Raw genomic sequence first — 18,060 nt, 5'->3', positions numbered from 1 at the left:
TCGAGGTTGCAGGCCGATCCGGGCCTTCCTTGAACGGAAAAGCCAGGCACCTCGCCCGGCTTCCTAGGAAAGCCTAGGTCAGGCTTCGCGAGAGCGCCCAAAGCTACGGCCGGATTCTCCACGAACGATTCAGAGGACGATCGCCGCGGGGTCGACCTTGTTGGGCAGCGGCAGCCCTTTCTCGAAGTTGGAGAGGCTGTCGACCACGGTCTGGGCGATGTTGCCGATCGCCTCGCGGGTGAAGAACGCCTGGTGGCCGGTGATCAGGACGTTGGGAAACGTCAACAAGCGGGCCAGGACGTCGTCCTCGATCACCCGGCTGGAGAAGTCCTCGAAGAAGTATTGCTCCTCTTCCTCATAGACGTCCAGCCCGAGGTAGCCGAGCCGGCCCGACTTCAGGGCCCCGACGACGGCCCCGGTGTCGATCACGGCGCCCCGGCTGGTGTTGATCAGCATCGCGCCCGGCTTCATCTTGGCGAGGGTCGCCTCGTTGATGAGCTGGTTCGTCGCCGGCGTCAGCGGGCAGTGGAGGCTGACGACGTCGGAGGCCGCCAGCAGCTCGTCGAGGCCGACGTAGCGGACGCCGATCGCCGTGCAGTCGGGATTGATGTACGAGTCGTGGCCGAGGACCTCGCAGCCGAAGCCGTGGAGGATCTTCGCCACGAGCCCCCCGATCTTGCCCGTCCCGACCACGCCGGCGGTCTTGCCGAACAGGTCGAACCCCATGAGCCCGTCGAGCGAGAAGTTGCCCTCGCGGACCCGGTTGCAGGCGCGGGGGATGTGGCGGTTGAGGGCCAGGATCAGGCCGACGGCGTACTCGGCGACCGCGTGCGGCGAGTAGGCCGGCACGCGCACCACGGTGATCCCCAGCTTCTGCGCCTCCTGGACGTCGACCTGGTTGAACCCCGCGCAGCGGCAGGCGACGACCTGCACGCCCCCCTCCTTGAGGATCTGGAGGGCGGGAGCGTCGGCCTCGTCGTTGACGAAGATGCAGACGGCGGCGGAGCCCCGGGCCAGCCCGGCGGTGTCGCGGGTCAGGCGGGTCTCGAAATAGCGGAGTTCGTGGCCGGTCCCCTCGGCGGCGGCGTCGAGGAACCTGCGGTCGTACGGCTTGGTGCTGAAGACGGCGGCGCGCATGACGGCTCCGTGCAGACGGGAGGGGGGGAGGGCGACGGGTTCGGGTTCAGGACTCGCGGGCCGGCGCGCCGCGGACGAGCTTCAGCATGGCCTCGATGTCGACCGGCTTGACCAGGTATCGGGAGCACCCCGACGCGCGGGCGGCGCCGCCGGCCTGGTCCTCGGCGTAGCCCGACATCGCGACCACGAAGGGGGGGGGCTGCTCGCGGTTGAGCGCCTCGGCCACCTGGTAGCCGTCCATCCCGGGGAGCCCGAGGTCCAGCAGGACGACGTCGGGCCGGAAGGTCTTGTCGGCCCGGAGGGCGTCGAACCCGTTGTAGACCGCCTCGGCCTGGAGGCCCTCGGCGGTGAGGAGCATCACCGCGAGGTCGGCCGCGTCCCGGTTGTCGTCGACGATCAGAACGCGGGTCGGTCGCACGGCGCCTCCTGTTCGGGCGTATCAGCCTCGCGATGTCTCGGCGACTTGCGCGGCCAGCCGCTCCTTCAGGTCGTCGAACGTCGACGCCGCGTCGCGGTCGAAGACGAACCGGGCGGGGAGGCCGACGACCCGGCTGGCCCCCAGGTCGAACAGGGCGCGCTGGCAGGCCGTCAGCCGCTTGGCCGCCACCAGCGCCGTCACCCGCCAGCCCGGGCCCCCGCCGTCGTCCCAGACCTCGCCCCGGGCGATGTGCTGGGCCCCCTGGCCGCGGAGGTACGCGGCCACCGCCGCGGCGGTCTCCGTCCCCGGGGCCGCCGGCGAGCCGACGACTTCCAGGTGCAACAGCCCTTCCGAGCGCCTGACGCCGTCCATGGCGTCGAGCAGCAGGGCCAGCGGCCCCGTCTCGCCCTCGGCTACGAGCGATGAAAGGCTCGGCGCGTGGCCGATCAGGCAGGCCGCCGAGTCGAGCACGATCCCGCCGGCGAGTTCCCGCAGTCGGTTGTCCTTGAGCGTCACGCCCGAGCTGGTCAGGTCGACGATCACGTCGGCGATGCCCAGGCTCGGGTGCAGCTCGAGCGCCCCCTCGGAGTCGATCAACTGGTAGTAGTAGATGCCCCACTTGCGGAAGTACTGCCGCACGAGCGCGGGGTACTTGGTGGAGACCCGGAACGTCTTGCCGGCCGCCTTGAACTCCGCCGTCAGGTCGACGAGGTCCATGACGTGGCCGACGTCGACCCAGCTCTCGGGGGCGGCGACCACCAGCCGGCAGCCGCCGTAGCCCAGGTCGGGGACGACGACCGCGGCCTCCTGGGCCTCGAAGGCCTGCTCGGCGTACACGTCCATCCCGGTGACGCCCAGGTGGCAGCGGCCTTCCTGGACCTGCAGGACGATGTCGGTGGGACGCATGAAGACGACGTGGAATCGGGGCTGGCCGGCGATCGTCGCCTCGTACTGGCGGTCGCTGGCGCGGCGGACCTTGTAGCCGGCCGTCTTGAGGATCTCGATGATCCCCTCGTACAGGTGCCCCTTCGAGGGGATGGCCAGGCGGACGGGGTCGATCGGGTCGGCGGTCATCGGGCGTCTCCCCGGACCACCGACAGGCGGCCCCGGATCTGGTCGATCAGCTCGCCTTCCCGGACCGAGCGGACGTCTCCGTGCTCCAGGTTCCAGAGCTCGACCTCGGCCCCGGCGGTGACGATGCGGTCCAGGCCGAGCCCTCGGGCGTAGGCGACGGCGTCCTCGATGTCCAGGTCGGCGACGACGACGGGCAGGTCTAGCCGTTCGCGTAAAAATGCGGCCAGCGCCGCGGCCTCGCGACCGACGCCGCGGCCGCCGCCCGTCACCAGGTAGCCCTGCGGGGCCTTCGCCCGCGAGGCCCGGCCGTCGTCGGGGCCGAGGACCTGGTCGAGGCGTTCGAGCCCGAAGGCGAAGCCGGCCCCGCGGTCGTCGCGGCCGCGCCCGCCCAGCACCCGGGCGAGGCCGTCGTAGCGGCCGCCGCCGCAGACCTCGACGGGACCCCGGGGCGTCGCCGCCGAAAGCTCGAAGATCATCTGGGTGTAGAAGCCGATCCCTCGGCCGAAGCCGAGGTCGAGTTCGACCCGATCGAGGTCGACGCCCTGATGTTCGAGCATGTCGGCCAGCTCGCCGATCGCGGCGACCGACTCGGGGGCCCGGGCGGCGAAGTCGCGGTCGAGCCGGACGAGCACGTCGGCCGCCGGCCCGCGAAGCGCCGCCAGGTCGTGCACCAGGCCGCGGACCTTCTCCAGGGCGTCGTGCAGCGTGTGCTCGAGCGCCCACTTCCGCCGCAGCCGGCCGACGATGTCGCCGCCCGAACGTCGGCCGGTCACGTCGGGGACGAGATGCCGGAAGAGGCGGTCGACGACCGGGTCCGGGGTCGCGGAGGTCGAGCTCGCGGTGCCTTCGGCCGTCCCGTTCGAGCCCAGCCAGGCGGTCAGGCGGTCGAGGGCCGCCTCCAGCGCCTCGACCCCTTCGCCCTCGCTGGCGGCCTCGCTCAGCGACTCGATCAGGGCCGAGGTCGCCGCCGGCGGCAGCCCCGCGCCCCCGAGGAGTTCGAGGATCAGGCCGACGTGGCCGATGCGGATCCGGGGCTCGCGCGCGCCCAGGGCCCGCAACGACCAATCGGCGAGCCAGATGACCTCGGCGTCGGCCGCCGGGCCCCCCGCGCCGATCAGCTCGACGCCCGTCTGGATGAACTCGCGGTCGAGCCCCCGGCCGGTCGCCTGGAACCGGAAGACCGGGCCCGAGACGCTGGCGCGCCAGGGCAGGGGGGGCGGCTCGTCGGCCTCGACGTAGGCCCGCACCACGCCCGCGGTCAGCTCGGGCCGCAGGCAAATCCCGGCCGTCCCCGCGCCCGAGACCTCGAACAGCCTGGCGACGATCCCCGCGCCGCTCTTGCGCTCGTGGAGGTCGGAAAGCTCCAGCACCGGCGTCCGCGCCGGGCGATATCCCGCGCGGGCGAAGCAGTCGAGCAGCGTGCGCTCGTAGCCCAGCAGCCGCGCGTAATCGCCCTGCAGCCAGTCGCGGGTGCCGCGGACCTGGCCGACGTGCCGCTCGGTCGCGCCCGCCGCGATCCGGGGGTCGTCGCTCGATCGGAGGACGGTCATGACTGCAGCCCCCCCTGTTCGAGGATCTCCAGCGCCCCGCGGACCGAGTCTTCCAGGACCGACCAGGCGAGCCCCTTGTCCTCGTGGCGGGTCTCCAGGTAGCGGAGGTTGAAGATCTCGGCGGCGACCTCGTCGGGGCCGATGATCACCGCCAGCTTGTGGCCGTGCTTCGTGCCGTATCCCATCTGCTTGCCGACCTGGATCGGCTCGGGGTAGATCTCGCAGCCGATGCCGGCCTGGCGGAGAGTCGCGGCCATTCGGACTGCCACGGCGGGGTCGGTCCCCGGAAAGTTGGCGAACAGCACGGGCGCGGTCGACGTCGCCGACTTCAGCGTCCCGGCCTCCTCCAGCAGGGCCAGCAGCCTGTCGAGGCCGATCGAGGCCCCGACGCCCGGCAGCCGGCGCGTGGTGTAGAGGCTCGCCAGGTCGTCGTAGCGGCCGCCCGACGCGATGCTGCCGAACTTCTCCCAGCCGTTCACGGTCGTCTCGAAGACGATCCCCGTGTAGTAGTCGAGCCCGCGTGCCAAACCCAGGTCGATCGCCAGGTGTTCTTGAGGCACGCCCCCGGCTTCGAGGAGGTGCAGCACCGTGCGCAGGTCGGCGATCCCCTGCGCGGCCTGGGCGTTGGCCCCCAGCCGCTTCTCGGCCTCGTCGAGCACGGCGGCCGTCCCCCGGCCGGTCTCGGCGAATTCGAGGATCCGCTCGACCTGGCCGGCGTCGAGCCCCGCGCCGCCGGCGTCGGCCGGCCGCTGCAGCTCGGCGGCGACGCCGTCCCGGCCGATCTTGGCGAGCTTGTCGAGCGACCGCAGGACCAGGCTCGACCGGCCCGTGAGCCCGAACGTCTCGAGCGCCCCGTCGAGGATCTTGCGGTTGTTGAGCGTGATCGTGAAGGCCGGGACGTCGGCGGCGGCGAGCGCGCCGTGGATGATCTGGGCGGTCTCGGCGTCGGCCAGGCGGCTGTCGACGCCGATCGTGTCGAAGTCGCACTGCATGAACTCGCGGAAACGCCCCTTGGCCGGCCGCTCGCCCCGGAAGACCGAGCCGATCGCGTACCGCTTGAACGGCACGCCGACCTCGTCCATGTGCTTGGCGATGAACCGGGCGAGGGGGACGGTCAGGTCGAACCGCAAGGCCAGCTCGCCGGGCGTCCCCCCCTTATTGGTGACCTCGAAGATCTGCCGCAGGACCTCGTCCGAGCCGGCTCCCTTGCCGGTCAGGACTTCCATCCGCTCGATGTGCGGGGTCTCGATCGGCACGAATCCGAACGACGCGAAGGTCTCGCGGAAGGTCTGCAGGATCCGCTCGCGGGGGATCATGACGGCGGGGAGCAGGTCTCTCAACCCGCTGGCCACCCGGGGGTCGATCATCGGCTTCTGGCCCTATCGCGGCCCCATCCGGCCCACCGGCCGGAGGCGGACCGCCCTCACAAGTGACGACGAGGAGTCAGCGCATCGCGGACGACCAGCGTAGCAGAACCCCGCCCGTCCCGACAATCGCGTCCGCCCGCGGCGACGCCCCGCGGCCGGCGCAATCCGCGGAGGTCGGGGAATCGTTCACCCGCCGGCCGCGGCCCGTTAGGCCTGCCCCAGCATTGCGGCCACCGCCTCGGCGGTCGTCAGAACCGCATCGGCGACGAAGCCGTAGTTGACGACCGCCGCCTGGTAGCCGTCGCCGATCCGAGGGTGACGCGGGCCGGCGGTCGCGTCCTTGACCACGGCGACCTCGAACCCCTGCTCGATCAGCTCGCGGAGGTGGCTCTCGACGCAGAGGTTGGCCAGCATCCCGGCCAGGATCACCTTGCCGAGGCGACGCTTGCGGAGTTGCAGGACGAGGTCGTTCGTCTGCGGCCCCCAGACCTTGTGGGGACTGACGACCACCGTCCTGCCGTCCTCGATGAACGGCCTGTAGCGGTCGAGCCAGTCGGCGCCGGATCCGGCCAGGCCGTCGAGGCTGAGCGGGTCGGGGCGGAAGAACTCCTTGCCCTCCAGCATCATCCGCTCGGCCGCCCCGCCGAACCGCCACGCCTGGTCGCTCGGGTAGAGGTAGTGGGGCGAGATGAAGACCCCGAAGTCGCCCTCCTTCGCGGCCCGGAAGAGCCGTTCGAGATTCTCGACGGTGCCGTTCTCGCGGACGCTGTCCCCCACCAGGCCCCACGAGACGCCCTTCTCGCTCAGGACGTCGTTCTGGGGGTCGATGACGACGAGCGCCGTGTCGTTCTTGTCAATCTGCATCGCGAGGCTCCTCGACGCTCGTACGGGGATTCGATCGCAGCCGCTGGACTTCCGCTTCCAAGTCGGCGATCCGGGCCTGCATCTTCTCGATCACCGGGGCCATCTGCCGAGGGGTGAAACGGGGGTGGATGTGCTGCGGACAGTTGATGTCCCAGGCTTCGAGCGTGAACAGGATCGCCCGCTCGACCTTGCCGTCGTAGGACGGGTCGCGGAGCCTTTCTTGCAGGTCCCGATCCCCTTCGACGACCCGGGCGGTCCCCCACAGCTTGACCCGCCGGCTGTTCGCGTAGTCCATCAGGAAGATGAACGCCTTGGGGTTCTCGGACAGGTTCCCCAGCGTGATGTACTGGCGGTTGCCGCCGAAATCGGCGAAGCCCAGGGTGTGGTCGTCGACGACCTTCAGGAAGCCGGGCGGGCCGCCGCGGTACTGGATGTAGGGCTGCCCTTCGGCGTTCGCCGTCCCGAGGTAGAACATGTCCAGGTCGGCGAGGAATTCGGCCAGGTCGGGCGTGACGATCGTGCTCCACCCGCCCCCGCGCTCCATCCGGGCGTAGCCCCCTCGGGAGCCCTTCCGCTGCTGGATCGCCTTCACCGCGGGCGTGAAGGCGACGTCGCTGGGGACCTCGTGCATCGGGGAAATCTCCGAAATCGCCGGGCCCGCGCCCGGGCTATTTTTTCTTCACATGGGCGCCGAGGAACGTCCGCATCAGGCCGGCGATCTCGGCGCCGTTGGTCTCCAGGGCGAAGTGCCCGGCGTCGATCAGGTGGTATTCCAGCGTCTTCAGGTCGCGCTTGTAGGGCTCGGCCCCGGCGGGCGGGAAGATCTGGTCGTTCTTCCCCCAGGCGATCAGCATCGGCGGCTGGTGCTTGCGGAAATACGCCTGCCAGCTCGGGTAGAGCGGCGGGTTGCTGCCGTAGCTCAGGAACAGGTCGAGCTGGATCTCGTCGTTCCCCTTGCGGTCGAGCAGGAACTGGTCGTGCGCCGCGCCGTCGGGGCTCACCAGCTCGGGGTCCTTCGCGCCGGTCGTGTACTGCCATTTCGTCGCTTCGTACGTGACCAGGTTCCGGATGGCGTCGCGCCTCGCCTTGCTGGTCGGCTCCTTCCAGTAGGCCTTGATCGGCTTCCAGAAGTCGTTGTCGAGCCCCTCGTCGTAGGCGTTGCCGTTCTGGACGACGATCGCGGTGATCCGCTCGGGATGCTTGACCGCCAGCCGATAGCCGACCGGGGCCCCGTAGTCCTGCACGTAGAGGGCGTACCGGGTCAGGCCGACCTTCTCGGTGAACTCGTCGATCACCTTCGCCAGGTTGTCGAACGTGTACTCGAACTGGTCGTGCAACGGCATCGAGCTGTGCCCGTAGCCCGGATAGTCGGGGGCGACCAGATGATATTCGTCCCCCAGCGCGGGGATCAGCGTGCGGAACATCTGCGAGCTGGTCGGGAAGCCGTGCAGCAGCAGGATCGTCGGGGCGTCCTTCGGCCCGGCCTCGCGATAGAAGACGTCCAGGTCGCCGACCTTAACGGTCTTGTGGTGAACCTCCACCGGCTTCTGGGCCTGTCCGCGGCCGGCGAGGCCGACCATCAGCGCCGCGGCCAGGAGGGGACGAATCCATCGCGAAATCTTCATGCGAATCACGCTCGCGCCTCTTAGGGTGAGGAGTTTGGGCCTGGGAGCCGACCGGATCGAGATCCATCGCCGAGTCGGCGTCGACGGCGGGACGCCCTCGGGCGTCCGATGCAGGCATCATCATGAGGAAGGCGCGAGGTGTCACGGAAATTCCGACGGTTCATGGATCGCCGCGATCTCGTAGTCGTGCCCCAGCCCTCTCGGCCGTCGCAGGCCATTCTTGGGACCGCGTCAAGTCGGCGGCCGTCTCGGCGTCGAGGAATCGAGCGTTCGAGGGGATCGGCGGCCTCGGATGCGTTCCTCGTGTCGCGGGTGGGAGTTGATCGGGCTCAGCGTCCGGCCCCTGCGGCCGGCAGGATCTCGGGCCAGGGCTTCGTCATTCCCAGGTCCTCGGCGAGGATGCGGGACCAGGACCAGGGCTCGACGGGCGAGCCGACGATCCGGACCTCCATGGGGTGGAGGAGCGCGACGGCCTGGGGCATGTCGAGGACGCGTTCCAGGTTCAGGAACGCGGGGCCGTCGCGGACGGTCGCCGGGGGCTGGATCAGGACCGCCCGCGAGACGCCCCCTTCCCAGTACGCGGCCCAGAGCGCGAGCGCGGCGGACTCGCCGCGGCCGACGATCGTCACGGGCGGGGCGTTCTCGCCGCCCAGCGAGCGCAGGGCGCCGCGGACCTCGAAGACGCGATAGCCGTCGAGCGTCTGGCCCAGCAGGGCGAATCGGCGACGGATCGAGACGTCGCGCGACCCCGCCCAGGCGGTCCGGCCGACGCCCCGGGGCGCGACGAACGCCATGCGGGTCCCGGCGTCGACCTTCGCCTTGATCGCCGCGAACTCGGCGAGCGGGGAGGGGTCGCCGGCCTCGGCCTCGAAGGCGTCGAGCAGCGGGCCGTACTTCCGCCAGTCGTCGGGCCCCACGACGAGGAGTTCGAGCCCCGCGGCGGGCCGCCCCCGGCCGGGATTGTGGAACATCCAGACCCGCTGCCTCAGCTGGGGATGCGCCTGGGGCGCGAAGTCATACGCCGTGAGGCCCAGGCCGTGCTTGACGATCTCGGTGGATTTGTCGGGATTCCGCGCCTCATAGGCGGAGTCGACCACGATCGTGGCGGATTGGTCCGAGGGGAGGCCGGCGAAGCCGTGGGTTTCGAGCGAGGCCCGCCACGACTCCTTGTAGGGGACCCACTCCACGGCGGCGTCCGCGGGCTCCAGGCCGGTCAGGACCGTAAATTCGACGGCGCGGGGCACGAAGCTCTCATGGACGGTGTCGTTGACGTTGGGCGGCAGCGGCTTCCCGGGGTCGAGGACCTTGAGCGCCTCGATCGGCACGCGCCGGTCGGGCTCCGCGACGGCGGCGAGGGGCTGCGCGGCGTCGCCCTTCAACCAGCGTTCGAACCAGGCGAAGGCCGGGTGGCGGATCTCCGTGGTGTCCTCGTGGCCCCCCTTGCCGACCACGAGGTCGAGCCTGTCGCGCGTCCCGTACCAGTCGTAGACGGTCTCCAGATGCGTGTAAATCCGCCGCACGCCGGCCTCGGGGAAGATGGGGTCGACGTCGGTGTTCTCGACCAGCAGGGCCTTGGGCGCGACGAGCGCCGCGAGCATCGGATAGTCCCAGCGATAGGTGTTCACGAAGTACATGCAGTCGCAATGGCCGTCGATCACGCCGTCGGGGTGGGCGACCTTGGGGTTGCCGGCGACGAGGTGGTCGTGCAGGTCGGTGATCCCGGCGACGGGGACCACGACCTTCAGCCGGTCGTCGACCGCGCCCAGGTACCACGACATGGCCCCGCCCCCCGACCGCCCGGTGACGCCCAGGCGCTCGGGGTCGACCTCGGGGCGCGAGGTCAGGTAGTCGAGCGCGCGGATGCCGTTCCAGACCTCGACGCCGGCCGGGGTGTAGCCGCGCGAGGCCCACCACCACATCCCTTCGCGGTACGTGCCGTGGTGCAGGCCGGGGACCTCGCCGAGTTGGAGCGTGTCGAGGACCAGGCAGACGTAGCCGTTGGCGGCGAACCAGGCGGCGTGGTGCTGGTAATGCGTCTTGCAGCCGTAGATCACGCCGTCCTTCTCGACCTTGGCGTGGCCGCACACGTAGAGGACGGCCGGCAGCGGCTTCTCGACGACCTTGGGCCGGTACAGGTTGGCCGTGACGTACAGGCCGGGCGACGACTGGAAGAGGAGGCGTTCGACCACGAAGTCGGGCCGCTCGACGACGCCGCGGACCTCGACCTTCAGGTCGGTCCGCGGGGGGAGCGGGTCGAGCCCGAGCATCTCCCGGAGCTGGCGCTGGTGATCGGGCCGGTGCGCCTTCCAGTCATCGGCCGTCCTCACGTCGAGCAGGGGGCGGGCGGCGAGACGCTCGGCCTCGGTGCGGAAATAGGCCTTCAGCTCGGGCGGGATCGGGTCGTCGGCGCGGGCGACGCCCCCCGCGGCCGCGAGGAGCGCGGCGAGGAACGTCGTCCGGACGAGGCGGTTCGACATGTCGTGCTCCGGTTGCGGGTCAGGGGAGTCGCGTCCAGGCGGCGTACGCGGGGTCGGCCTCGCCGGTCGCCGCCATGTCGGCGAGGACGCGGCCGACGAGGTTCGAGAACTTGAAGCCGTGGCCGCTGCACGGGCTGGCCACGATCACGTCCCGCCGCTCGGGGTGGAAGTCGACGAGGAACCGCTCCCCGGGGGCGACCGTATAGATGCAGGTCTCGGTGGCGACGATCTCGGCCCCGGCCAGCCCCGGGATGTGCTTCGCCAGGAAGGTGCGGAGCAGCGCGACGTAGTCGTCGGGGACCGTCGAATCCTGCCGGTCCGGGTCGGTGTCGGGCCCGCCGTGTCGCCCCAGCTTCATCCCCGGCGCGAGGAACTCGGGCATCCCGTAGAACGCGTCGTCCTCGGTCGCGCCCATGTAGATGAACGTCGGGAATCGACCCACCTGGTACGGCGCGGGGTTGACCGGCCGAAAATACAGGACTCGCTGGCGGGTGGGGCGGAGGGCCGCCGCCGATCCGGGGGCGAGCCTCCCCGTCCACGGGCCCGCGGCCAGGATGACCCGCTCGGCCTCGATCGATAGGCCGTCCGAGACGACGACGGGCCGCTCGCCCTCCAGGTCGATCCGGCGGATGGGCCTCTCGGTCAGGATGCGGGTGTCGGGGCCGCGGCGGGCCAGCTCGACCTGCGCCTCGATCGCCTTCGCGGCGGCGAGCATGCCGGCGTCGGGCTCGAAGACGGCCTCGTAGTCCGCCGGCAGCGCGAACGCCGGTTGGACGTCATTCCAATCGGCGCCCGACATCTTGCGATGGGGCACGTCGAGCTCGGCGAGGTTCGCCGCGACCCGATCGACGTAGCCGACCCCGGGCGGGCCGAACGAGACGCCGCCGGTGCGGACGTAGAACGACCGCCCCGCGTCGGCCTCCAGCTCGCGCCAGCTTCGGAAGGCCGCGGGCATGAGCCGGGCGTAGTCGGGATCGGCGTACGAGTGCCGGGTGATCCTCGCCGCGCCGTGCGAGCTGCCCCGGGCGTGGCCGAGCCCGAACTGCTCCACCAGCGCGACCGGCTCGCCCCGCCGCGCCAGGTGATATGCGGCCGCCGAGCCGACCGCCCCCGCGCCGACGACCACGTTCTTCGCGACGAGACGCTCCATGCTGCGGACCTCTTGGGCCGGCGGAGAGGCGACGAGCGATGACGCGCCAGCCTACCCCACCCCGCCTGTCGCCCAAAAGGCCCGAGCGGGTCATTACGCGAACATTCGTGGAGCCGTCACCCGCATCTGCGCGGAGGCGCGGCTCAGTTTCGCGACGTTCGCAGCCCCGGGCGGCCGACGCGGGCGAACGACGGAGCCGGCGCGGGGACTCGCGGGGAGCGGATGGCGAACGCGGCCGCGGGCAGGGCGCGGCGGATCGGCGGCGGCAGGACGGTGAGCGACGCCGGGACGACGGTCGGGGTCGGCGCGGCGAGCGGGGCGGTGGCGACGGGGGCCACGGCGGCGCTGGCGGTCCAGGTCGACCAGGCCGGGGAGTCGGCGGTGGCGACGGCGGCGGAGGTCGTCGTCGCGGCGACGGTCGGCGAGCCGAAGATCTGGACGTCGTACAGCGAGTAGTTCAACGCCCAGTTGAGCCGGGTGCACTCGATCCGCACGAACCGGCCCGAGCCCGAGAGGCCCCCCTGGATGTCGACGCCGGGTTTGGCGTTGCCGACGACCGAGCGGATCGTGGTCCAGTCCTGGCCGTCGTCGCTGACCTGGATCTGGTAGTCGACGGCGTAGGCGGCCTCCCAGTTGAGCACCACCGCGCCCAGGTCGTACTTCGCGCCCAGGTCGATGGCCAGCCAGCCGGTCGTGGTGTTCTGCATCCACTGGCCGCTCGACCAGCGCGACGCCGGGTTGGCGTCGACCGCCATCGAGGGCGCGTAGAAGTTGCTCTCGTTGGTCGACGAGGTCGCGACCTTGCCCGTCGCCAGGTTCGTCAGCGGCTCGCCGTAGACGTTGAAGTCGTAGAGCGAGTAGTTGTCGTTGATCGGGCCGGGATTGAGGCAGAGGATCCGCACGTAGCGGCCGACTCCGCCGAGGTCGGGGAAGTACGCCGGGCCGACGACGCCGGTCCCCTGGACGTCCTGGAGCGTCGTCCAGTTCTTGCCGTCGACGCTCGACTGGATCTGGTAGTCGGCCGCGTAGGCCGCTTCCCAGACGAGACGAACGTCGCGGATGGCCGAGATCGATCCCAGGTCGACGGTGAGCCAGGCCGACTGCGAGCCCTGCATCCACTGGCCGCTCGACCACCGGGTGGTCGCGTCGTTGTCGAAGGCCGCGGGCGGCGTGTACGCCGACGATTCGGACGAAGTGGCGGTCGCGGTCGCGCCTTGCGCCAGGTCGTTCAGGCGCGATCCCGAGACCTGCAGGTCGAACAGCGAATAGTTGTTCGAGCCCGCGCTGGTCTGCGTGCAATAGATCCGGAGGAAACGGCCCTCGCCCGACAGCCCGGATAGGTCCATCACGCCGTACGCCTGGTTGCCGGCGACGGTCTTGATGGTGGTCCAGGTCCGGCCGTCGTCGCTGACCTGGATCTGGAAGTCGACGGCGTAGGCCCGCTCCCAGTCGAGGCGCACGTCGGTGATGGTGTAGAAGTCCTGGAGATCGACGGCGTACCAGGCGGTGGACGTGCTCTGCATCCACTGGCCGCTCGACCAGCGCGAAGTCGGCGAGAAGTCGACGCCGAGCGCGGGGTTGTACGACCAGGACTCGATCGACGAGGAGGTCGCGGGCTTGCCGGCGGCGATGTCCGTGGACGGCGAAACCTCGATCGCGTCGACCGTGGCGTCGCCCCGGATCCCCTTGAACGCGAGCGAGATCCTCCCCGAGCCGTCGGCCTGGACGATCAGGTCGCGGGCCGTCGCACGGTTCTCGCCGCCGGCCGCCGCGAAGACGTCGAGGGCCGAGATCTGGGTGACGCCGTTGACCAGGACGTCGAAGAGCCGCTGGCCGGGCCCGTCGTAGCGGGTCTCGGAGAAGTCGAGCCGGACGTGGTACATGCTCCCGGGCGTCAGGCCGTCGATCGCGTAGGAGAACGCCGATCCCTGACGGGCGGTCTGGAAGACCGTGGCGTCCGGCGGGGACGGGATTCCGCCCAGGTCGACGACCGCCGTGGTGGTCGCGGCCGCGCCCCCCTGGAAGTCGACGTCGCTCGCGGCGCCGGCGTCGATCACGATCGAGCCGTCGGCGGAGGCGAGGGGCTGGACCGCCCGGGCGACGGCCGCGGCGGGGTTCAGCACGCCGCCGGTCTTCGACCACGCGCCGACCGTCTGCGACGTGGGCGTGACGGTCGATTCGAGGACGTCGAGCACCCTCCGCGGCGACGAGCCGTCCGGGAGCAGGTCGGCGACGACGCCGGCGACGCCCGAGGCGTAGGCCGCCGAATACGACGTGGCCCCCTCGGGGCCCGAATACGCCCCCAGGTCGACGTGGACCGCCCCCCAGCTCGACACTGGGGTCAGGACGCCGTTCGCGTCGACGGCCGCCGCGACCAGGACGTTGGTCGGCGTGGGGCGGGTGGTGGAGTAGAGGGGGTCGTCGGCGTAGGGCGGGAAGACGGGGATCAGCTCGATGCTGCGGGCCGCGTTGCCCGGGGCCGTGACGACGATCGCGCCCTTGGACTGGGCGTAGGCGATGGCGTCGACGAGCGTCGAGCCGTCGCGGGGGTCGTCGTGGTCGGACAGGCTGGCGTTGTACGTGAAGTTGACGCTCAGGTTGATCACCGACGCGCCGTGGTCGGCCGCCCAGAAGATCCCCCGGATCACGGCGTTGGGGTCGATGTTGAGGCCCGACGACGTGTCCCGGATGGGCATGATCTTGACGTCGGGCGGGCGCGACGAGGCCGCCGCGGCGGCGACGATCCCCTGGACCGTCATGTTCGCCACGACCGACCCGTGGCCGTGGGTCAGGCTGGTGTCGAGGATCGCCTGGGCCCCGGCCTGGGCGTAGGTGCGCTCGTTGTAGGCGTCGTACGCCGAGGTCAGATCGAGATAGGGGACGACCGAGGAGTCGTTGAGGTCGACGCCCGAATCGACGATCGCGATCAGGGTCGTCAGGAGTCGGCGGGGCTCAAGGGCCAGCAGGTCGGGCAGGCGGACGCGCGCGTCTCGTCGTCGAGTCATGGTGGGACGGCCTCGTGCTCGGGGAGCGTGTTTCCGTTCGGTGTGCCATGGACTCGCACGTCTCCTTGCACTTCCCATCGTCCTACTGGGAATATAGCAGCCGTTTCGGCGGAGGCCGATTTCCCCGCGCGTTCGTCGGGCGGGGGGCGGGCGCATAACCAAAATCGTCGGGACGACCGGCCGACGCGGGGGCGCGTCCGGGCCGGCTCTCTGGGGCGGGTTCCGAAAAGGCCTTCGGGGCCGGCTAGTCGATTGACAGCGCTTGATTGCATTCCTAGAGTGAGGGTGACTCCCTCCCGACTCGCCGCTCCCTCGCACCACGACGCGCACGCCCCGAAGCCCGCGACCCACCTCCTCGGTCGCGGCGCCGCGGTCGGCGGGGCGGGTTGGAATGTCCACCGGCCCGACCCGGGGGCGCGCCCCCATCCCCACCGCGAGACGCCCTGCAATGAGAGGCATCGAGTTCTACGACCGCATCCTCGACATGCCCGGGCCGTCGGCGATCGCGCAGCTGTTCTACGCGGGCATGTTCCTGGTCGTCGCGGCGGTCCTCCTGCTGTCGCTCGGCCGGATGCGATGGCTGGCCCGCGGGCTGGGGATCCTCGGGGTCTTCTGCTTCATGCTGGCCATGTTCCTGATCCACGAGCAGAAGGTCGTCGAGACGAAGGACGACCACGTCACCGTCACCCACTGGCGGTACTCGCCGGCGATGCGGTTCCAGGTCCGCGTCGCCCTCCTGGGCCTGCCGGCCGCGGCGACCTTCCTGATGATGCAGATCTACTGGAGCATGCAGCGCCGGCAGCGGTCCGCGGCCCCCGGGCACATCAAGGAGGGTCGAGTCCGGATCGTCAAGGGCGACCTCGACGGCGCCCTGACGGCCTTCAACGAGGTCCTTCGAACCTCGCCCTACCTGGGCGAGGCGTACTTCTATCGCGGGACCGTCCACCAGGCCCAGGGCCGCAACGACGAGGCCCTGGCCGATTTCGACCAGGCGCTGCGGTGCGACCCCCAGATGGCCGGCGCCTACCTCATGCGGGGGCGGCTGCTCACCGAACGCGGCACGTTGGAGGCCGCCGGGGCGGACCTGGACCGCTACCTCTCCATGCGGCCCAGCGACGTCGAGGGCTACCTCCATCGCGGCCTCTGCCGCGTCAAGGAAGGCCGCGACGCCGAGGCCGTCTCCGACCTCCAGCGCGTCCTGAAGCTGACGAACCACTCGGACTTCGCCGAGCCGGCGCGGGCCGCGCTCGACGCCCTGTACGAAAAGGTCCCCTCGGCCGAGGAGACCGAAGCCCTCTCGCCGCCCGACGTCCCCATCAAGTCCGTCCTCGACGGCCTGCCCAAGTACGACGAGCAGGCCGAGGTCGAGGCCCAGGAGAAGCTCGCCGGCGGGCCGGCGAACGGCTCGGAGTCGCCGGCCGCCAGCTCCGGCCGGACGCTTCCGCCTCACTAGGCGACGCTCGCCGTCGTGATCAAGAGGGCGGGATGATGCCCTTCTTGATGATGATGTTGCCGTACAGGGCGCCCTCGCCGGTGGCGACCACGCCGAAGGTCGTCTTGGCGCGGTCGTAGAAGGCGAACCGCTCGACCTGCTCCATCGCGATGTGCCGGCCCTCGGCGCTGTCGAGGATGCGCTGGTATTCGGCCCAGATCGGCGCGGGGTCGCCGGGCTTGTCGATCCGCCGCATGACGGCCGCCGGGGCCTCCACGAAGCTGTCGAGAGGGAAGAGCTGGAGGATGGCCTCCAGGATCACCGGGACGCCATGGCCGTCGGCCCGCACGAGTCGCTTCGCGCAGGTCACGGCCGGGAAGTTGGCGTCGGCGATCACCAGCTCGTCGCCGTGCCCCATCTGGGCGATCAGGTGCAGCAGCTCCGGGGAGAGGATGGGCGAGATGCGCTTGAGCATGGTCGACGTCCTGGCTGGAACGGGGGAGGGCCCTCGGCCTCGTCGCGACGACCCGCACGGCCCGCGACGCCTCCAAGGATAATCCCCGCCCCCGCCGGACGCCACGAGGCCCCGCCCGCTTCTCATTTCCCGATGCAGAAGCGGGCGAAGATGCGGTCGAGGACGTCGTCGGCGACGACCGCGCCGGTGACCTCGCCCAGTGAGTCGAGCGCGTCGCGAAGCTCGAAGGCGATCAGTTCGTCGCCGGCCGAGGCGAGCAGGGCGGATGAAGCGTCCTGGAGAGCGGCGGCGGCCCGCGTCAGCGCGTCTCGGCAGCGGGCGGACGTCGCCGTCGCCGCATGGTCGCCCTCGCGGCGGCGGATCGCGGCGGCGACGGCCCGCTTCAGCTCGGCGATCCCCGCGCCGGCCGCCGCGCTCGTGACGATCCAATCGTCGCCCGGCGGGCCTTGCAGGTCGCCCTTGTTCCAGACCCGCAGCACGCGATCGTCCTCATCGAGGACGTCGGGGCCGGTCGCGTCGCCGGCGGCGCAGGCGAGGATCAGGTCGGCGCGTTCCGCTTCGGAGGATCTTCGCTCCTGGGCCGCGGCGGCGATCGCGTCGGCGGCGGTCTCGATCCCCGCCGTGTCGACCAGCTCGACGACCAGGCCGTCGCAGGCGCAGGGGGCGGCGAGGTAGTCGCGGGTGGTCCCGGCCAGTGGGGAGACGAGGGCGTGGTCGCCGCCCAGGATCGCGTTGAAGAGGCGGCTCTTGCCGGCATTGGGGGGGCCGACGAGGACCACTCGGGGTCGTTCCTGGGACCGATCGCGGCGGCCCAGGCGATCGGTCAGGGCGGCCAGCGCGGCGGCCTCGCGGGCGAGTTCGGCCGCCAGCGCCGCGCGGCCGATGGGGTCGACGTCGGCCTCCTCGACGAAGTCGAGATCGGCCTCCAGGTGGGCGAGCAGGTCGAGCAGCCGGTCGCGGAGGGCGTCGATCGGCGCGGCGAGGCCGCCGGCGAGCTGGGCGAGGGCGGCGTCGAGCCGGCGGCCGTCGCGGGCGTCGATGACGCCCAGCACGGCCTCGGCCCGCGTCAGGTCGATCCGGCCCGAGAGGAAGGCCCGCAGCGTGAACTCGCCGGGGCGGGCCGGGCGCGCGCCCTGCGCCAGGCAGTGGGCGAGCAGGTGGGCCAGCAGCGGCGGCGAGCCCGGGGCGTGGATCTCGGCCAGCTCCTGGCCGGTGTACGTCCGGGGCGCCGGCCAGAGTGCGACGTCGGCCGGCAGCGGCGGCCGGAGGCCCGGCAGCCGGTAGACGCCCGAAATGATCGCGGCCCGGCGCGGGGGAGGGGCCGGGAGCGGCCGGACGGGCTCGAACCCAGCCAGGGCGATCCGCCAGGCGTCCGGCCCGGAGACGCGGACGATCCCGCGCAGGCCGGGCCCGGGGGCGGAGGCCGTCGCGGCGATCGCGTCTTCAGGGTCGAAAACCGATGACACGGCCGCCGCGCCCTCCGTCC

General features: G+C 71.3%; 14 protein-coding genes. 1 reads left to right on the top strand and 13 read right to left on the bottom strand.

Features of this window, described 5'->3' with window-relative positions; genetic code table 11:
* Nucleotides 1–129: 129 nt before the first annotated feature.
* The 11 genes from PZE19_RS23520 to PZE19_RS23470 all read right to left on the bottom strand — a co-directional run bounded on the left by PZE19_RS23520 (nt 130) and on the right by PZE19_RS23470 (nt 14,667).
* Nucleotides 130–1,137: a 2-hydroxyacid dehydrogenase gene (locus PZE19_RS23520; protein WP_277863043.1), complete on the bottom strand. Its 1,008-nt coding sequence runs from the start codon at nt 1,135–1,137 to the stop codon at nt 130–132.
* A 46-nt stretch (nt 1,138–1,183) separates the two neighbouring features.
* Entirely contained in the window at nt 1,184–1,555 is a 372-nt protein-coding gene (locus tag PZE19_RS23515; RefSeq protein WP_277863042.1) for a response regulator, read from the bottom strand.
* Between the two features lie 21 nt (nt 1,556–1,576).
* Nucleotides 1,577–2,629 (bottom strand): ATP phosphoribosyltransferase, encoded by a 1,053-nt coding sequence (gene hisG / locus PZE19_RS23510; protein ID WP_277863041.1) that lies wholly within the window; start codon nt 2,627–2,629, stop codon nt 1,577–1,579.
* Entirely contained in the window at nt 2,626–4,179 is a 1,554-nt protein-coding gene (locus tag PZE19_RS23505; protein WP_277863040.1) for an ATP phosphoribosyltransferase regulatory subunit, read from the bottom strand. The genes hisG and PZE19_RS23505 overlap by 4 nt, the downstream gene beginning before the upstream one ends.
* Nucleotides 4,176–5,546, bottom strand: a complete 1,371-nt coding sequence (hisS, locus tag PZE19_RS23500) for a histidine--tRNA ligase (RefSeq protein ID WP_277863039.1) — start codon at nt 5,544–5,546, stop codon at nt 4,176–4,178. The genes PZE19_RS23505 and hisS overlap by 4 nt, the downstream gene beginning before the upstream one ends.
* A gap of 207 nt (nt 5,547–5,753) precedes the next feature.
* A complete protein-coding gene (locus PZE19_RS23495) occupies nt 5,754–6,410 on the bottom strand; it encodes an isochorismatase family protein (RefSeq protein ID WP_277863038.1) in 657 nt (218 codons plus the stop codon).
* Entirely contained in the window at nt 6,400–7,041 is a 642-nt protein-coding gene (locus tag PZE19_RS23490) for a pyridoxamine 5'-phosphate oxidase family protein (RefSeq protein ID WP_277863037.1), read from the bottom strand. The genes PZE19_RS23495 and PZE19_RS23490 overlap by 11 nt, the downstream gene beginning before the upstream one ends.
* Before the next feature lie 37 nt (nt 7,042–7,078).
* A complete protein-coding gene (locus PZE19_RS23485) occupies nt 7,079–8,035 on the bottom strand; it encodes an alpha/beta fold hydrolase (protein WP_277863036.1) in 957 nt (318 codons plus the stop codon).
* 329 nt (nt 8,036–8,364) lie between these two features.
* Nucleotides 8,365–10,512, bottom strand: a complete 2,148-nt coding sequence (locus tag PZE19_RS23480) for an alpha/beta hydrolase family protein (RefSeq protein WP_277863035.1) — start codon at nt 10,510–10,512, stop codon at nt 8,365–8,367.
* Between the two features lie 19 nt (nt 10,513–10,531).
* The gene (gene solA / locus PZE19_RS23475) at nt 10,532–11,662 is read right to left on the bottom strand and encodes an N-methyl-L-tryptophan oxidase (RefSeq protein WP_277863034.1); all 1,131 of its coding nucleotides are present in this window, start codon (nt 11,660–11,662) and stop codon (nt 10,532–10,534) included.
* A 143-nt stretch (nt 11,663–11,805) separates the two neighbouring features.
* On the bottom strand, nt 11,806–14,667 hold the full coding sequence (locus tag PZE19_RS23470; RefSeq protein ID WP_277863033.1) for a discoidin domain-containing protein: 2,862 nt from the start codon (nt 14,665–14,667) through the stop codon (nt 11,806–11,808).
* 448 nt (nt 14,668–15,115) lie between these two features.
* Between PZE19_RS23470 and PZE19_RS23465 the strand changes: the two genes are divergently transcribed.
* A complete protein-coding gene (locus PZE19_RS23465; protein ID WP_277863032.1) occupies nt 15,116–16,120 on the top strand; it encodes a tetratricopeptide repeat protein in 1,005 nt (334 codons plus the stop codon).
* Nucleotides 16,121–16,139: 19 nt separating this feature from the next.
* Here PZE19_RS23465 and PZE19_RS23460 read toward each other — a convergent pair whose 3' ends face one another.
* The gene (locus PZE19_RS23460) at nt 16,140–16,574 is read right to left on the bottom strand and encodes an RbsD/FucU family protein (RefSeq protein WP_277863031.1); all 435 of its coding nucleotides are present in this window, start codon (nt 16,572–16,574) and stop codon (nt 16,140–16,142) included.
* Nucleotides 16,575–16,696: 122 nt separating this feature from the next.
* Nucleotides 16,697–18,040 (bottom strand): tRNA modification GTPase, encoded by a 1,344-nt coding sequence (locus PZE19_RS23455; RefSeq protein WP_277863030.1) that lies wholly within the window; start codon nt 18,038–18,040, stop codon nt 16,697–16,699.
* Nucleotides 18,041–18,060: the final 20 nt, after the last annotated feature.

This window comes from Paludisphaera mucosa, assembly GCF_029589435.1.
Taxonomy (GTDB): Bacteria; Planctomycetota; Planctomycetia; order Isosphaerales; family Isosphaeraceae; genus Paludisphaera; species Paludisphaera mucosa.
Note: the sequence above shows the minus strand (reverse complement) of the source record. Positions and strands in the feature narration are given on the sequence as shown.

Coding starts and splice junctions, on each gene's coding strand:
- PZE19_RS23490 (WP_277863037.1), bottom strand. CDS start 7,041: ATGCACGAGGTCCCCAGCGACGTCGCCTTCACGCCCGCGGTGAAGGCG.
- PZE19_RS23465 (WP_277863032.1), top strand. CDS start 15,116: ATGAGAGGCATCGAGTTCTACGACCGCATCCTCGACATGCCCGGGCCG.
- PZE19_RS23505 (WP_277863040.1), bottom strand. CDS start 4,179: ATGACCGTCCTCCGATCGAGCGACGACCCCCGGATCGCGGCGGGCGCG.
- PZE19_RS23495 (WP_277863038.1), bottom strand. CDS start 6,410: ATGCAGATTGACAAGAACGACACGGCGCTCGTCGTCATCGACCCCCAG.
- PZE19_RS23470 (WP_277863033.1), bottom strand. CDS start 14,667: ATGACTCGACGACGAGACGCGCGCGTCCGCCTGCCCGACCTGCTGGCC.
- hisG (WP_277863041.1), bottom strand. CDS start 2,629: ATGACCGCCGACCCGATCGACCCCGTCCGCCTGGCCATCCCCTCGAAG.
- solA (WP_277863034.1), bottom strand. CDS start 11,662: ATGGAGCGTCTCGTCGCGAAGAACGTGGTCGTCGGCGCGGGGGCGGTC.
- PZE19_RS23485 (WP_277863036.1), bottom strand. CDS start 8,035: ATGAAGATTTCGCGATGGATTCGTCCCCTCCTGGCCGCGGCGCTGATG.
- hisS (WP_277863039.1), bottom strand. CDS start 5,546: ATGATCGACCCCCGGGTGGCCAGCGGGTTGAGAGACCTGCTCCCCGCC.
- PZE19_RS23480 (WP_277863035.1), bottom strand. CDS start 10,512: ATGTCGAACCGCCTCGTCCGGACGACGTTCCTCGCCGCGCTCCTCGCG.
- PZE19_RS23520 (WP_277863043.1), bottom strand. CDS start 1,137: ATGCGCGCCGCCGTCTTCAGCACCAAGCCGTACGACCGCAGGTTCCTC.
- PZE19_RS23460 (WP_277863031.1), bottom strand. CDS start 16,574: ATGCTCAAGCGCATCTCGCCCATCCTCTCCCCGGAGCTGCTGCACCTG.